A 14946-nucleotide genomic window follows, 5' to 3' on the forward strand; every position below is an offset into this window, starting at 1 on the left:
TTCCTTTGAATGATGTTGCATTGCGACGCGCCACTCAGGCCTCGTCGTGGGTAATGAAGAAGGTACGGCGAAAGCCGTCGAGAAACGCCGCCAGGTTGGCGCCCAGGCTCTCGGTGGGATATCCTCCCTCCTGGACCAGTACGATTGGCGTACTCAGGCGTCCAAGCCGCTCGCCGACACGCACGAAATCCTCGGTTTCAAGCGCAAACCCTGCCAGCGGATCGTCCTTGTGCGCATCCAGCCCCAGCGCCACCACTACCGCTCCGGGGCGATACGCCTCCATGCCCTCGATCAGCGCCTCAAGCGTCTGCATGAAGCGGTGACCGTCGCTGCCCAGCGGCAGCGGCATGTTGACGTTCGCGTCACGCCCCTGGCCCACGCCATGCTCGTCGGCGCCACCCCAGAAGAAGGGATAGAACGCCGACGGATCGGCGTGCAGCGAGCCGGTCCAGACATCTCCCCGTGCGTAGAAGATATCCTGGGTGCCATTGCCATGATGCAGGTCGACGTCGAGAATCGCCACCCGCTCATGCACCTCGCGCAGCACCAAGGCGGCCAGTGCCGAATTGTTGAGAAAACAGAACCCTCCGGCACGATCGGGCCCGGCATGGTGACCAGGCGGGCGGCACAGCGCATAGGCACAGCGCTCGCCGCCCACCACCGCCTCGGCCGCCGCCTGGGCGGTGGCGGCGCTGGCAAGGATACCGGCGAAACTGGTAGCGCCTATCGGGCAGGCCATGTCGTGCAGATGCCAGCCGGCCTGTCCCACCGGATGGTCGGGATAGTGGTGCCCGCCACCGCAGGCATGCACGTTGGGCGAGACCAGCTCGGCAGCGCCGGGTAGCGCCTGCCAACGTCCATGAATGGTTTCGAGAAAGGTCAGATAGCGCGGCGTGTGGATCTGCTCCAGCCGCTGGCGAAGACGTGGCGAGTCGAGGTCAGATGGCGCCGTCACTGCAAGCCCCATCCCCTCGATCGCCCTGACCAGCCGGAGCGCCCGTTCGGGGCGCTCCGGCGAGGGGGCGGGCTTGCCGCGCAACAGAAAGGTGGGCGGGGCATGCTCGCTCTGTTGTTCGGCATAAAAGAGTTTCAACGCTTGTCTCTCCATCAGGACCGGTCGCGATGGCAGCCGTTCCATCCACCATACGATAGCGCCGGTGGCTTGGAAAGTGCTTACAGCGCCTCTTCTTGGCCTGCCCCTGCGGGCGGAAACTCGCCTTGCGATCATGGCTGGAGCGGTGGCGGGATCCGTGATGATCGCGGTCATCGATCATCACCAGGGCTCGGACTTGATGCGTGCCGGGCTGTCGCTGCAGCCCGTCAGCAACAGGTGGAGGCAAGAAGGGTCAGTATTACGATACGCATGGTGTTTCCTCATGAGGGTAATGTCATAACGTTATCCCCTCCGCTCCCAAGTCGGAATGCTGTGCGATCCAGGATCGTGTCTCTGCAGGCGGCATTATCGAACAGCGCTCGATAATAAATATACGCAACGCAAGCATCAGAAGCGTCAATTGAGGAAACAGTGCACACCGTCTTCGCTAGACGGTGCCGATCAGCTTGGCCACGCTCTGCTCAGCGCCCATCGCCTGGGCCAGCGACAGCGGGGTCATGCCCTTAGCATCCTGCGCCTGGGGGTCGGCACCCTTGGCGATCAGCAGATCCATGATCTCGGTGCGGTTGAACATGGCCGCCAGCATCAGTGCGGTCTTGCCGTCGGGAGAGGCCCCCTCGACATCCGCCCCATGCTCGAGCAGCACCTTGACGATTTCCAGGTCGCCCTTGAAGGCGGCACCGGCAATAGGCGTCTGGCCGTTGTCGTTGCGAAGCTCGGGGTCGGCGCCATGGCTAAGCAGCACGCGCACCGTTTCCAAATGGCCGTGGTAGCAGGCCAGCATCAGCATGCTGTTCAACTTGTGGTCGCACAGGTTGGGCGGCAGGCCCTTGGCGAGCATCTCTTCGAGCACGTCCGACTCGCCACGCCGTGCATTGTCGAGTACGGCATTGATGAAATCGATCGTTTCATCGTCAAGTTCAGGCTTTTGCTGATTGCTAGGTTCAGTCGACATCACATTGTCCCTCAATTCGCGAAATTGCTCCTTCACTTACCATGGCATAATTGCTTTTGCGCGTCAGCTTCCGCCTTCCAATCGGCCTGATAGCAAAAGCGGTGTTGCCACGATACCTCTAACGCGGTAGAAACGCGCCGGCATACATGACAACCACAACACAGCGTAAGCAGAGGGCGCAGAGGAGCCTCGATGCCATCGAACGAAAACGCCTTCCACACGGCACTCGAACTGGTGCTGAGCCTCGACCCGACGCTGATGGCTATCATCCTGCTATCGCTGCAGGTATCGCTGAGCGCCGTGCTGATTGCCGCGTTGATTGCCCTGCCGCTGGGGGCGGCGCTCGCGCTGTGGCGCTTTCCCTGTCGCGGCACCCTGATCGTGATCCTCAACGCCTTCATGGGTCTGCCGCCGGTGGTCGCCGGGCTTGCGGTCTACCTGATGCTCTCCCGCGCCGGCCCCCTGGGTAGCCTTGGGCTGCTCTTCACCCCCTCCGCCATGGTCATCGCCCAGGTGCTGCTGGTGCTGCCGATCATTGCCGCGCTCTCGCGGCAGATGGTCGAAGAGCTGCTGGGCGAGTATCGCGAGCAGTTGCACTCCTTCGGCCTGTCACGGCTGCGCATGATGCCAACGCTGCTGTGGGATGCCCGCTTCGGACTGACCACCGTGGTGCTGGCCGGCTTCGGTCGCGCCAGCGCCGAGGTCGGCGCGGTACTTATCGTAGGCGGCAACATCGATGGCGTGACGCGGGTGATGACCACCGCCATCGCGCTCGAGACCAATCGCGGCAACCTGCCGTTGGCCCTCGGCCTGGGGCTGGTGCTGCTGTGCCTGGTGGCGATGGTGAATGGCGCTGCCTACCTGCTCGGCGAAAGCGCCAAGAGGCGGCTGGGATGAGTGCCATACCGCCTATCGCCGAACGCGGCACCTCCCCGGTGCTGAGCCTGGAGGGCGTCGGCTTCACGCATCGCGGCCAGGCACTGTTGTCGGATATCTCCCTCACGCTCGAACCCGGCCAGGGCAAGACCCTGGTGATGGGCCCCAATGGCGCCGGCAAGAGCCTGCTGATGCGCCTCTGCCACGGCTTGCTGATACCGACGAGCGGTGCCATCTGCTGGCGCGGTGTCAGTGGCAGCGGTGCGCTGACAGCGCCTCACCAGGCGATGGTCTTCCAGCGTCCGGTACTGCTCAGGCGCACGGCGCTGGCCAACCTGACCTATGTATTGGCCGTCAGGGGCACGCCCCTGCGCCAGCGCAAGCCGTTGGCCTATGCCGTCCTCGCGCGCTTCGGCCTGAGCGGCCTGGCACTGCGTCCGGCGCGGGTCCTTTCCGGTGGCGAGCAGCAGCGCCTGGCTCTTGCGCGGGCCTGGCTCCTCGAACCCCAGGTGCTGTTTCTCGACGAGCCCACCTCGGCGCTCGACCCCGCCTCGACCCGGGCCGTGGAAAGTGCGGTCGAGGCGTTCCATCGTGCCGGCACGCATATCGTGATGAGCAGTCACGACCTGCACCAGGCGCGCCGCCTGGCCGATCAAGTACTCTTTCTCTCCAATGGCCGCCTGGTCGAACAAGGCTCCGCCGAACGATTCTTTTCACGCCCCGCAAGCCGTGAAGCCGAAGCCTACCTGAATGGCCAACTGCTCTGGTAAGCCGAATACCTCTATAGGAGAACGCCATGCCCCTGTTTTGCCCCATGCCACATTCACGCTCCATGCGCCTGCTCGGCCGCGCGCACGTCCTGGCCGGTGCCGCGTGGCTGCTGTCGGCAACTGCCCAGGCCGAGGAGCAGTACATCGTGCTGGCCTCGACCACCTCCACCGAGCAGTCGGGACTATTCGCCAGCATCCTGCCGGCGTTTCGCGAAGCCACGGGCATCGAGGTGCGCGTCGTCGCGGTGGGCACCGGGCAGGCATTCGAGATCGCCCGGCGCGGCGATGCCGATGCGCTGCTCGTCCACGACACCCGCGCCGAGGAGCAGTTCGTCAGCGACGGTGATGCCAGCGAGCGCCTCGATGTGATGTACAACGACTTCGTGCTCATCGGCCCGAGCGACGACCCCGCCGAGGTGCGCCACGTCGACAGCGCCAGCGACGCCTTCGCGCGCATCGCGACTGCCGAGGCGCCCTTCGCCTCGCGCGGCGACGACAGCGGCACCCACCGCGCCGAGCAGCGCTTCTGGGAAGCGGGCGGCATCGAGTCCAGCGGCAGCTGGTATCGCGAACTCGGCAGCGGCATGGGCGCGACCCTAAATACTGCCGCCGCCATGGATGCCTATGTCTTCTCCGATCGCGCCACCTGGATCGCCTTCGACAATCGCCAGGACCTCGAGATCATCTTCGAGGGCGACGAGGCGATGTTCAACCAGTACGGCAGCCTGCTGCTGAGCCGAGAACGCCACCCGCATCTGAAGCACGAGCTGGCGGACCAATGGCATCGCTGGCTGGTCTCCGACGAGGGGCAGCAGGCAATCGCCGGTTTCCGCCTCAACGAACAGCAGCTGTTCTTCCCCAACGCCGACTGAATCCCGTCTTCGTGCGTCGAGCGGCCAGCAAGACTCGACGCCCCCCACCCCGCCCTATCTCCCGATCGCTTCATCATGATGGCGTCGCAAAACCGTCATTCAGACGACGTTTAATTAGACGTCGCGCCGGGCGGCTTGAATCCCCCGCGTTCCATCCATCACTTGTCAGGAGGCATCATGATCAGGCAAAGCCTGCTCTCATTCATTTCTGTCGTGGCGCTGGGCACCGCAGCCCAGGCTCACGAAACGCGGGAATTTCCCGCACGCCTTGCCGGACACGCCGAACTTCCTGCCCAGACCTTCGTGGCGCCGCCCACCGACGCGCCGGTGAGCCTCAACGTGTCGGGTCGCTTCACCGACGGCGAACGCAGCGAGGCGCTCTATGCCATCCGCAATGCCGATACAGGACTTGGCATGCCGTTCCCCGGTCAGCCCCTGCAAGGCTTCTCCGGCATCCGCTCGCTGGGAGATGGCCGCTTTCTGGTCATGATCGACAATGGCTTCGGCAATTCGCGGAACTCATCGGACGCCATGCTTATGTTCGGCATCGTCGAGGCGGACTGGACCACCGGACAGGTGGCGATCGAGGAGACGATATTCCTCTCCGATCCCAACCGCGCCGTTCCCTTCCCCATCGTCAACGAGCATACCGAAGGTCGCTACCTCACTGGCGCTGACTTCGACCCCGAGTCCATCCAGCCGCTGGGCGACCACTACTGGATCGGCGATGAGTTCGGCCCCTGGTTGATCGAGGTGGACGCCAAAGGCGTGGTGCAGCGAGTCTTCGCCTCCGATGCTGGCGGCGAGCTGCTACAGTCTCCTGACAACTTCTTCGTGAACACCCCCAATCCCGGCGACTCGCTGCCCGATAGCGTGCGCGTCTTCCGCTCCGGCGGCTATGAGGGCATGGCGCTGGACGAGGACGGCACCACGCTCTATCCATTGCTCGAAAAACCCCTCTGGATGCCCGAGGAAGGAACAGTCGAAACCCTCGATGGCATACCGGTGCTGCGCATGTTCGAGTTCGACACGGTGTCCGGCGAGTGGGGCGACACTCTGCGCTACTACCCGCTTGAAGATGCCTCCCACGCCATCGGCGACTTCAACCTCATCGAAGGAACCCGCGCGCTGATCATCGAGCGCGATGCCCGCCAGGGCGATCCCCGTATCGCTGAATTCACCGACCCGGTGCAGTTCAAGCGACTCTACCTGGTCGACCTGGAGCGGACGGATGAAAACGGCGTACTCGAAAAGATCGCCCATATCGACCTCATGAAGATCGAGGACCCCGATGGCGTGGCGCCACGCGGCACCGTCAACGGCGTGTTCACCTTCCCCTTCGTCACCATCGAGAACGTCGACCGGGTGGACGAAACCACCATCGTCGTGGCTAACGACAACAACTATCCTTTCTCGGTGGGCCGCGAACCGGGCCGGGTCGATGACAACGAGTTCATTCTGCTCGATGTCGCCGATTTCTTGAATGCCCGATAGACGCCCCGGGCCGTCGTCGTACTCCAGGTGCGCCGGCGGTCCGGGACGCTGCTTTCGCCGGCGAAATCCCAGCCCCCTCCTCCGCGCCGGCCTGAGCACCCGGAAGGCGCATCACGCCTCGAGCGATGCCAGCAGCCCCGCGATCTCGTTGCACACCCAGCGCGGCTCGACGCACTCGTCGATATGGCCTTCGGCGAAGCGCAGGAAGCCGAGTGCGGCATGCGGCAGGCGCCGGCCACGCCAGACGATGAACTGCCAGTGGCTTTCGATCGGCAACCCGGCGACGTCGAGCGTGGCGATGCCGGGCTGCCCCGCCGGCAGCACATGTTCCGAGAGCAGCGCCAGCCCCATGCCCGAGGCGACGCCGACGCGAATCGCCTCGTTGCTCGCCATCTGCAGCGTCGGCCCAAGGTTCAATCCCTGCGCCTGCAGCCAGCTGTCGAACAGCATGCGCGTCGCCGAGCCGGGCTCGCGCAGCAGGAAGCGCTCGTCACGCCCCGCCGCGATCAGCTTGCCCATGGCGATGCCGCGCGCTCCGACGGCGGGATGATCGTGGCCGGCCACCAGCACCAGCGGGTTGCGCATGAAGCGCGCCGCCAGGGCGTGCTCCAGCGAGGGCGGATGGCTGAAGACATAGATGTCATCCTCCTGGTGCTCGAAGCGCGTCAGCATCTGCTGCCGGTTGCCGATGTGCACGGTGACATCGACATGCGGGAAGGCGCGGCTGTAGGGCCCGAGCAGACGCGGCAGCACGTACTGGGCGGTATTGACCAGGGCGATGCTGAAGCGCCCGCGGCTGCCGCCGCGCAGCCCCGTGAGGTAGTCGTCGAAGTCATCGAAGCGCCCCAGCACCTCCTGGCAGGCGCGATAAAGCTCTGCCCCCGCCTCGGTGGGCACCAGGCGTGAATGGCGCGTCTCGAGCAGTGGTTCGCCGACGGTGTCGCGCAGCCGCTTCAACTGCTGCGATACCGTCGGCTGGGTGAGATGCAGGCGCCGTGCCGCCTCGCCGATGGCGCCACTGCGCACGACTTCCACATAGACCTGCAACAGGCGAAACGTGAGGTGACGAACGTTCATGCCGCCCTCCGAGGGCAAATCCATAGAGTATCATCTATAGAGAAGGCCTGAATCTTTTACTAGTCTCGATGGGTGAGCTTGCGCACAATCCGCGCGTCCGACCGCCTCCTGACCAAACGAGACTCCTATGCCCGATATCGTGGTGATGTTCTTCCTGCTCGGCCTCGTCGCCGGGGTGGTGAAGTCCGATCTCAACATACCCAAGGCTGCCTACGACACCTTGAGCCTGCTGCTGATGCTGACCATCGGTCTCAAGGGCGGCATGGCGCTGTATGGCAACCTGGGCTGGTCGCTGGTACCCGAGCTGCTCGCGGTGGCCGCACTGGGCGCAGTGATTCCACTGGTGCTGATGCCGATCCTGCGCCGCCTGGTCAGGCTCTCCCCCGCCGACAGCGCCAGCATCGCTGCCCACTACGGCTCGGTGAGCGCCGGCACCTTCGCGGTGGCGCTGGCCTTCGCCGAGAGCCGTGCCCTGCCCATCGGCGCCGAGGTGACCCTCTATCTGGTAATGATGGAGCTGCCGGCGATCATGGTCAGCATCGCCCTCTACCGCCGCTATCGCGGCAGTGACTCGAGCGAAGCGATGCAGGGCATCTGGCACGAGACACTCACCAACCGCGGGGTGATCCTGCTCGCCGGCGGTGCGGTGATCGGCGCCTTGTACGGCCCGCTGGAGGGGGCCAACGTCACCGAGCTGTTCATGGGCGCCTTCCATGCCGTACTGGCTCTCTTCCTGCTGCAGATGGGCCTGACCGCGGCGGAGACGCTGCGCCCGATCCCCTGGCACCATTGGCGGCTGCTCAGCTTCGCCCTGATCGCCCCGCCCATCCTGGCCCTGGCCGGCCTGTTCACCGGCCTGGCACTCGGCCTGCCGGAGGGCTCGCTGTTGATCCTCACCGCCCTTGCCGCCAGCGCCTCCTATATCGCCGCGCCGGCCGCCATGCGAGCCGCCATCCCGGAAGCCAACATTGGCTTGGCGATGCTTGCCGCACTGGGCTTCACCTTCCCGCTCAACGTGATCGTCGGCATTCCGCTCTACCATCAGGTGATCGGCTGGCTGTAGCACCACTCGCCCCCTTTTCTCTGCCGCCCCGTGAGCCCGCCACGGGGCGGTTTCGTTAGCGCCCTATCTAGACATTAGTCAAAGCCACACCATCCGCACTTTACGTTAACGTAAAGCAAGCTTACGCTGGAGGCATACTCATAAGGACAGAGCGACTCCGCTCATTGAAACGACCGGGAGCCACGCCATGCATACCCCTTTTCAGCCCCTCGACTTCGGCCTCGATGAGACCCTGACCATGCTGCGCGAGCAGGTCAACGCCTTCGCCCGCGACGAGATCGCCCCGCGCGCCGCCGAGATCGACGAAAAGAATGAATTCCCCAACGAGCTGTGGCAGAAGTTCGGCGACATGGGCCTGCTCGGCATCACCGTGCCGGAAGAGGATGGCGGCAGCGGCATGGGCTACCTCGCCCACTGCATCGCCATGGAGGAGATCTCCCGGGCCAGTGCCTCGGTGGGGCTCTCCTACGGCGCCCACTCCAACCTGTGCGTCAATCAGCTCAAGATCAACGCCAGTGCCGAGCAGAAGGCCAAGTATTTGCCCAGGCTGATCAGCGGCGAGCATGTCGGTGCCCTGGCGATGTCCGAGCCGGGTGCGGGGTCGGACGTGGTGTCGATGAAGCTGCGCGCCCGCCGTGACGGAGATCACTACATCCTCAACGGCAACAAAATGTGGATCACCAACGGCCCCGACGCCAGCGTGCTGGTGGTCTACGCCAAGACCGACCCGGATGCCGGCTCCAAGGGCATCACCGCCTTCATCATCGAGAAGGGCATGCCCGGCTTCTCCACCGCCCAGAAGCTCGACAAGCTCGGCATGCGCGGCTCCAACACCTGCGAGCTGGTGTTCCAGGACTGCAAGGTGCCGGTCGAGAACATCTTGGGCGAAGAAGGCAAAGGTGTGCGCGTACTGATGAGCGGGCTCGATTACGAGCGTACCGTGCTCGCCGCCGGTCCCATCGGCATCATGCAGGCGGCGATGGACGTGGTGGTGCCCTACATCCACGAGCGCAGGCAATTCGACCAGGCGATAGGCGAGTTCCAGCTGGTGCAGGGCAAGATCGCTGACATGTACACCACCCTGAACGCCTGCCGCGCCTACCTCTATACCGTGGCCGCCGCCTGCGACCGAGGCCGCGCCTCGCGCAAGGACGCCGCCGGCGTAATTCTCTACTGCGCCGAGAAGGCCACTCAGGTAGCGCTGGACGCCATTCAGCTGCTCGGCGGCAATGGCTACATCAACGAGTACCCCACCGGGCGGCTGCTGCGCGACGCCAAGCTCTACGAGATCGGCGCCGGCACCAGCGAGATTCGCCGCATGCTGATCGGTCGCGAGATATTCAACGAATCCAGATAACCAAGGGCGGCGCCATGAGCATCCTCACTACCCAGATCAACCCGCGCAGCGAGGTCTTCCAGGCCAATGACGCCGCCATGCGAGGCGAAGTCGCCAAGCTGCGCGAGCTCTCCGCCGCGATTGCCCAGGGCGGCGGCGAGAAGGCGCGGGCGCGTCACGAGTCGCGAGGCAAGCTGTTCGTGCGCGACCGCATCGATCACCTGCTCGACGAGGGCTCGCCGTTTCTCGAGCTCTCGGCGCTGGCGGCCCATGAGGTCTACGACGGCCCGATACCGGCAGCCGGCGTGGTCACCGGGATTGGCCGCGTCTCGGGGGTGGAGTGCGTGATCGTCGCCAACGACGCCACCGTCAAGGGCGGCACCTACTTCCCGCTCACGGTGAAGAAGCACCTGCGGGCCCAGGAAGTGGCGCGCAAGCACCGCCTGCCGTGCCTCTACCTGGTCGACTCCGGCGGCGCCCACCTGCCCCACCAGGACGAGGTGTTCCCCGATCGCGACCACTTCGGGCGCATCTTCTACCACCAGGCCATGCTGTCGTCCGAAGGCATCCCGCAGATCGCCGTGGTGATGGGCTCGTGTACCGCTGGCGGCGCCTACGTGCCGGCGATGGCCGACGAGTCGATCATCGTGCGCGAGCAGGGCACCATCTTCCTGGGTGGCCCGCCGCTGGTGAAGGCCGCCACCGGCGAGGCCATTAGCGCCGAGGACCTGGGCGGCGCCGACGTGCACTGCAAGATCAGCGGCGTGGCCGACCACTACGCCGAGAACGATGCCCACGCCCTGCAACTGGCGCGGCGTGCGGTGTCGCGCCTCAACTGGCAGAAGCGCGGCCAGCTGCGGATGCAGCCAAGCAAGCCGCCGCGCCTCGACCCTGCCGAGCTCTACGGCATCGTCGGCACCGATCTCAAGAAGCCCTACGACGTGCGCGAGGTGATCGGCCGGCTGGTCGACGACTCCGACTTCGACGAGTTCAAGCGCTACTACGGCGACACCCTGGTGACCGGCTTTGCCCACCTGCACGGCCACCCGGTGGGCATCGTCGCCAACAACGGCGTGCTGTTCTCGGAGAGCGCCGTGAAGGGCGCGCACTTCATCCAACTCTGTGCACAGAGAAAAGTGCCGTTGGTGTTCCTGCAGAACATCACCGGTTTCATGGTCGGTTCCAAGTACGAGCAGGAGGGCATCGCCAAGCATGGCGCCAAGCTGGTCACCGCCGTCTCCTGCGCCAAGGTGCCCAAGTTCACCGTGCTGATCGGCGGCAGCTTCGGCGCCGGCAACTACGGCATGTGCGGCCGCGCCTTCGAACCCAACCTGCTGTTCATGTGGCCCAACGCGCGCATCTCGGTGATGGGCGGCGAGCAGGCCGCCAACGTGCTGGCCCAGGTCAAGCGCGAGCAGCATGAGCGTAACGGCAGCGCGTGGAGCGCCGAGGACGAGGAAGCCTTCAAGAAGCCGACCCGCGACCAGTACGAGCACCAGGGCCACCCCTACTATGCCAGCGCCCGGCTGTGGGACGACGGCGTGATCGACCCGCTGCAGACCCGCGACGTGCTGGGCCTGGCGCTCTCCGCCGCGATGAATGCCGAGATCGAAGAGACGCGCTTCGGCGTGTTCCGGATGTGAGGGAGACCGCAATGGCAACCACCGACAACTATTCCCGCCTGGAGATCGACGCGCGCGGCATCGCCCGGCTCACCCTGGACAAGCCCGCCCTTCACAACGCCTTCGATGATGGCATGATCGCCGAGCTCAATGCCCATCTCGAACACCTGCATGCCGCCGCCGAGCGCGGCGAGGTGCGCGTGGCGGTGCTGGGCTCCGAAGGCAAGAGCTTCTCCGCCGGCGCCGATCTCAACTGGATGAAGCGCATGGTCGACTACTCGCTGGACGACAATCTCGCCGACTCCCGCGAGCTCTCCACGCTGATGCACCGCCTCGACAGCCTGCCCTGCCCTACGCTGTGCCGGGTGCAGGGAGCCGCCTATGGTGGCGCCGTGGGTCTGGCGGCCTGCTGCGATATCGTGATTGCCGCCGATCAGGCCAAGTTCTGCCTCTCCGAGGTCAGGATCGGCCTGGCGCCTGCCGTGATCAGCCCCTACGTGCAGCGCGCCATCGGCAGCCGCCAGATGCGCCGCTACGCGCTCACCGCCGAGGTGATCCCCGCGCCCTTGGCGCTGGAGCTGGGCCTGGTGCATCGCGTGGAGGAGAACGAGAGCCTCGACAAGGCGATCGACAAGATGATCGACACGCTGCTTGCCGCCTCGCCCCAGGCCCAGCGCGCCACCAAGGCGCTGCTGGCCGAGGTCGCCCGGGCGCCGGATGCTGAAGCGACCCGCGAGCGCTGCTGCCAGGCGATCAGCGAGCTGCGCGTGAGTGACGAGGGCCAGGAGGGGCTTGCCGCCTTCCTCGACAAGCGCTCCCCCGCCTGGCATGGCGACTCGGACAAGGACCTCCGCTCATGACTACCCTCGCAGCGACACATCCGTTCGATACCCTGCTGGTCGCCAACCGCGGCGAGATCGCCTGCCGGGTGATGCGCACCGCCCGCGCCATGGGCCTGCGTACCGTGGCCGTCTACTCCGACGCCGACGCCACGGCACGCCATGTGCGCGAGGCCGACGAGGCGATTCGCCTGGGTCCGGCCCCGGCCCGCGAAAGCTATCTTGATGTGCAGGCGGTGCTGGACGCGGCTCGCCGCACCGGCGCCGGCGCCATCCACCCCGGCTACGGCTTTCTCTCCGAGAACGCCGCCTTTGTCGAGGCATGTGCCGCGGCCGGCATCGTCTTCGTCGGCCCGCCCGCCTCGGCGATTGCCGCGATGGGCGACAAGTCCGCCGCCAAGGCACGCATGGCCGATGCCGGCGTGCCGCTGGTGCCCGGCTACCATGGCGACGACCAGGACGACGCCCTGCTGTGCCGCGAGGCCGACAAGATCGGCTACCCGGTGCTGCTCAAGGCGAGTGCCGGCGGCGGTGGCAAGGGCATGCGCGTGGTCGAGTCGGGCGACGGCTTCCAGGCCGCGCTCGACGGCTGCCGGCGCGAATCCCAGGCCGCCTTCGGCGACCAGCGCATGCTGATCGAGAAGTACCTGACCCAGCCGCGCCACGTCGAAGTGCAGGTGTTCTGCGATGGCCACGGCAACGGCGTCTACCTGTTCGAGCGCGATTGCTCCGTGCAGCGCCGCCACCAGAAGGTGTTGGAAGAGGCCCCGGCACCGGGCATGAGCGAAGCGTTGCGCCGCGAGATGGGCGAGGCCGCGGTGCGCGCCGCCAGGGAGATCGGCTACGTGGGCGCCGGCACCGTGGAGTTCCTGCTGGACGCCACGCCCGGCCAGGATGGCGCCTTCTACTTCATGGAGATGAACACCCGCCTGCAGGTGGAGCACCCCGTCACCGAGATGATCACCGGGCAGGACCTGGTCGAGTGGCAACTGCGGGTGGCGATGGGCGAGGCGCTGCCCTGCACCCAGAGCGATCTGACCATCACTGGCCACAGCTTCGAGGCGCGCCTCTACGCCGAAGACCCGGAGCAGGAGTTCCTGCCCGCCACCGGCAAGCTCGAGCGCTTCGCCATGGACCTGAAGGGCGCCGGACTCGATCCGCGCCACGTGCGCCTGGACAGCGGCGTGGAGAGCGGCGACACCGTATCCATGCATTACGACCCGATGCTCGCCAAGCTGATCGTGCACGGCAGCGACCGCACCCAGGCGCTGGCCACGCTCAACCGGGCGCTGGCCGCGCTGGACGTGCGTGGCGTGGTCACCAACCGCGCCTTCCTGCAGCGCCTGGCGAGCCACCCCGCCTTCCAGGCGAGCGAGCTCGACACACGCTTCATCGAACGCCACGAAGCCACCCTGTTCGCTTCGCGCACGCACGCCGCCCAGGATTACGCCAGCGCCGCCCTGGTGGCGCTGGCCCAGTTGGGCCACGAGTGCGAAAGCGACTCGCCGTGGGACCGCCACGACGGCTTTCGCCTCAACGCCTCGCGCCGCATTCGCGTCTCGCTGTGCGAGCCGGCCAATGCCGCCAAGACAGCCGGCGACGAGGGCTTCGCGGAGGCGGTGGTGGTGATCGATGGCCGGCGCGAGGCGGGAGACAGCCAGTGGCAGCTCAGCGTGCGCGGCGAGACGCTCGTTGCATCGCTTCAGCCGCTGGCGGGCGACGCCGTGGCGATCACCTTGGATGGCCACCGCCGCCGCCTGCAGGCACGCTGCGACGGCGACGTGATCGTGCTGGTCGATGCGCGTGGCGAGACGCGCCTGCACTGGCGCCGGCTGGATGGCGTGGATCACGGCCAGCACGAATCCGCGGCCACCCTCACCGCGCCGATGCACGGCACCGTGGTCGCACTGCTGGTGGAACCCGGCCAGGCGGTGGAGAAAGGCATGCCACTGATGGTGATGGAAGCCATGAAGATGGAGCACACCCTGAACGCCCCGACCAATGGCCAGGTCGCGAGCTTCCACTTCGCCACGGGCGACACCGTGGGCCAGGGCGACGTGCTGCTCGACTTCACTGCGGATGAGTGACAGGAGCCCCGCCATGCAGGAGCACTGGATCGAGACGCCCCAGGGCCGGGTGCATGCCGCGCAGTGGGGGGCGGCTGGCCACCACGGCGAGCCGGCGCCGATCGTGCTGTTGCATGACTCGCTTGGCTGCATCGCGCTATGGCGAAGCTTTCCGGCGAAGCTGGCCGAGGCCACCGGTCGGCAGGTAATCGCCTACGACCGGCTGGGATACGGCCGCTCCGATCCCTACCCCGGCACGCTCCCGCTCAGTTTCATCGACGACGAAGCGCACGGCACCTTCCGATGCGTGCGCGATGCGCTGGGGTTCGAGCGCTTCACCCTGCTTGGGCACAGCGTAGGCGGCAGCATGGCCGTCGTGGCGGCAGGCCATTATCCGCAGGCCTGCGATGCGCTGATCACCCAGGCCGCCCAGGCCTTTGCCGAGGCGCGCACGCGAGACGGCATCCACCACACCCGGCAGCAATTCAACGAGGCCGGACAGATGGCGCGCCTGAGCAAATATCATGGCGAGAAGGCGCAGTGGGTGCTGGAAGCCTGGGCCGATACCTGGCTCTCCGACGCGTTTCACCACTGGAACCTGGAGGCCGCGCTGCCCAGGGTCACGTGCCCTTCCCTGGTCATCCACGGCGAGCTTGACGAGTATGGCTCGCTGCGCCAGCCCGAGCGCATCGCCGAACTCACCGCCGGCGTTGCCAGCATGGAGATCCTGGCGAACTGTGGGCACGTTCCCCATCGCGAGTGCGAGAATGTGGTGGTGTCCACCATCGACGCGTTCCTTGCGAGCCAGGCGGATGCGCCAGCCCACGCCCCACCCCTCTCTTCCCCTGTGAGCGGAGACTGA

The 14946-nt window shown here is 66.1% G+C and carries 13 protein-coding genes; 10 read left to right on the forward strand and 3 right to left on the reverse strand.

Annotated features, from left to right (window positions below):
* Positions 1–34 precede the first annotated feature (34 nt).
* Both HJD22_RS04680 and HJD22_RS04685 read right to left on the reverse strand, forming a co-directional pair.
* On the reverse strand, positions 35–1093 hold the full coding sequence (locus tag HJD22_RS04680; RefSeq protein WP_208654369.1) for a histone deacetylase family protein: 1059 nt from the start codon (positions 1091–1093) through the stop codon (positions 35–37).
* Between the two features lie 448 nt (positions 1094–1541).
* Complete coding sequence (locus HJD22_RS04685; RefSeq protein ID WP_208654370.1) at positions 1542–2069, reverse strand: ankyrin repeat domain-containing protein; 528 nt, start codon at positions 2067–2069, stop codon at positions 1542–1544.
* 192 nt (positions 2070–2261) lie between these two features.
* Here HJD22_RS04685 and HJD22_RS04690 point away from each other — a divergent pair, with 192 nt between their 5' ends.
* The 4 genes from HJD22_RS04690 to HJD22_RS04705 all read left to right on the forward strand — a co-directional run bounded on the left by HJD22_RS04690 (position 2262) and on the right by HJD22_RS04705 (position 6081).
* On the forward strand, positions 2262–2966 hold the full coding sequence (locus HJD22_RS04690) for an ABC transporter permease (protein WP_208654371.1): 705 nt from the start codon (positions 2262–2264) through the stop codon (positions 2964–2966).
* Entirely contained in the window at positions 2963–3715 is a 753-nt protein-coding gene (locus HJD22_RS04695; protein WP_208654372.1) for an ATP-binding cassette domain-containing protein, read from the forward strand. Before HJD22_RS04690 ends, HJD22_RS04695 begins: the two co-directional genes overlap by 4 nt.
* 26 nt (positions 3716–3741) lie before the next feature.
* A complete protein-coding gene (locus HJD22_RS04700) occupies positions 3742–4587 on the forward strand; it encodes a substrate-binding domain-containing protein (RefSeq protein WP_340163035.1) in 846 nt (281 codons plus the stop codon).
* A gap of 177 nt (positions 4588–4764) precedes the next feature.
* Positions 4765–6081, forward strand: coding sequence for an esterase-like activity of phytase family protein (locus tag HJD22_RS04705; RefSeq protein ID WP_208654373.1), 1317 nt, complete (start codon positions 4765–4767; stop codon positions 6079–6081).
* A gap of 111 nt (positions 6082–6192) precedes the next feature.
* Here HJD22_RS04705 and HJD22_RS04710 read toward each other — a convergent pair whose 3' ends face one another.
* On the reverse strand, positions 6193–7158 hold the full coding sequence (locus tag HJD22_RS04710) for a LysR family transcriptional regulator (RefSeq protein WP_208654374.1): 966 nt from the start codon (positions 7156–7158) through the stop codon (positions 6193–6195).
* A gap of 127 nt (positions 7159–7285) precedes the next feature.
* On the opposite strand from HJD22_RS04710, the gene HJD22_RS04715 reads away from it, so the two are divergent.
* The 6 genes from HJD22_RS04715 to HJD22_RS04740 all read left to right on the forward strand — a co-directional run bounded on the left by HJD22_RS04715 (position 7286) and on the right by HJD22_RS04740 (position 14946).
* Positions 7286–8221, forward strand: a complete 936-nt coding sequence (locus HJD22_RS04715; RefSeq protein ID WP_208654375.1) for a sodium-dependent bicarbonate transport family permease — start codon at positions 7286–7288, stop codon at positions 8219–8221.
* 187 nt (positions 8222–8408) lie between these two features.
* Positions 8409–9578: an isovaleryl-CoA dehydrogenase gene (locus HJD22_RS04720; RefSeq protein WP_208654376.1), complete on the forward strand. Its 1170-nt coding sequence runs from the start codon at positions 8409–8411 to the stop codon at positions 9576–9578.
* 14 nt (positions 9579–9592) lie between these two features.
* Positions 9593–11200 carry a carboxyl transferase domain-containing protein gene (locus HJD22_RS04725; protein ID WP_208654377.1) on the forward strand — a complete coding sequence of 536 codons (1608 nt, stop codon included), beginning with the start codon at positions 9593–9595 and terminating at the stop codon, positions 11198–11200.
* Positions 11201–11211: 11 nt separating this feature from the next.
* Positions 11212–12039 (forward strand): enoyl-CoA hydratase-related protein, encoded by an 828-nt coding sequence (locus HJD22_RS04730; protein WP_208654378.1) that lies wholly within the window; start codon positions 11212–11214, stop codon positions 12037–12039.
* On the forward strand, positions 12036–14105 hold the full coding sequence (locus HJD22_RS04735) for an acetyl/propionyl/methylcrotonyl-CoA carboxylase subunit alpha (RefSeq protein WP_208654379.1): 2070 nt from the start codon (positions 12036–12038) through the stop codon (positions 14103–14105). The genes HJD22_RS04730 and HJD22_RS04735 overlap by 4 nt, the downstream gene beginning before the upstream one ends.
* A 13-nt stretch (positions 14106–14118) precedes the next feature.
* The gene (locus tag HJD22_RS04740) at positions 14119–14946 is read left to right on the forward strand and encodes an alpha/beta fold hydrolase (RefSeq protein ID WP_248730105.1); all 828 of its coding nucleotides are present in this window, start codon (positions 14119–14121) and stop codon (positions 14944–14946) included.

Source organism: Halomonas sp. TA22 (assembly GCF_013009075.1).
GTDB lineage: Bacteria > Pseudomonadota > Gammaproteobacteria > Pseudomonadales > Halomonadaceae > TA22.

Bases quoted from the DNA above. Each gene is read 5' to 3' on its own strand.
- HJD22_RS04685 (WP_208654370.1), bottom strand. From the start codon at position 2,069: ATGTCGACTGAACCTAGCAATCAGCAAAAGCCTGAACTTGACGATGAA.
- HJD22_RS04690 (WP_208654371.1), top strand. From the start codon at position 2,262: ATGCCATCGAACGAAAACGCCTTCCACACGGCACTCGAACTGGTGCTG.
- HJD22_RS04695 (WP_208654372.1), top strand. From the start codon at position 2,963: ATGAGTGCCATACCGCCTATCGCCGAACGCGGCACCTCCCCGGTGCTG.
- HJD22_RS04700 (WP_340163035.1), top strand. From the start codon at position 3,742: ATGCCCCTGTTTTGCCCCATGCCACATTCACGCTCCATGCGCCTGCTC.
- HJD22_RS04705 (WP_208654373.1), top strand. From the start codon at position 4,765: ATGATCAGGCAAAGCCTGCTCTCATTCATTTCTGTCGTGGCGCTGGGC.
- HJD22_RS04710 (WP_208654374.1), bottom strand. From the start codon at position 7,158: ATGAACGTTCGTCACCTCACGTTTCGCCTGTTGCAGGTCTATGTGGAA.
- HJD22_RS04715 (WP_208654375.1), top strand. From the start codon at position 7,286: ATGCCCGATATCGTGGTGATGTTCTTCCTGCTCGGCCTCGTCGCCGGG.
- HJD22_RS04720 (WP_208654376.1), top strand. From the start codon at position 8,409: ATGCATACCCCTTTTCAGCCCCTCGACTTCGGCCTCGATGAGACCCTG.
- HJD22_RS04725 (WP_208654377.1), top strand. From the start codon at position 9,593: ATGAGCATCCTCACTACCCAGATCAACCCGCGCAGCGAGGTCTTCCAG.
- HJD22_RS04730 (WP_208654378.1), top strand. From the start codon at position 11,212: ATGGCAACCACCGACAACTATTCCCGCCTGGAGATCGACGCGCGCGGC.
- HJD22_RS04735 (WP_208654379.1), top strand. From the start codon at position 12,036: ATGACTACCCTCGCAGCGACACATCCGTTCGATACCCTGCTGGTCGCC.
- HJD22_RS04740 (WP_248730105.1), top strand. From the start codon at position 14,119: ATGCAGGAGCACTGGATCGAGACGCCCCAGGGCCGGGTGCATGCCGCG.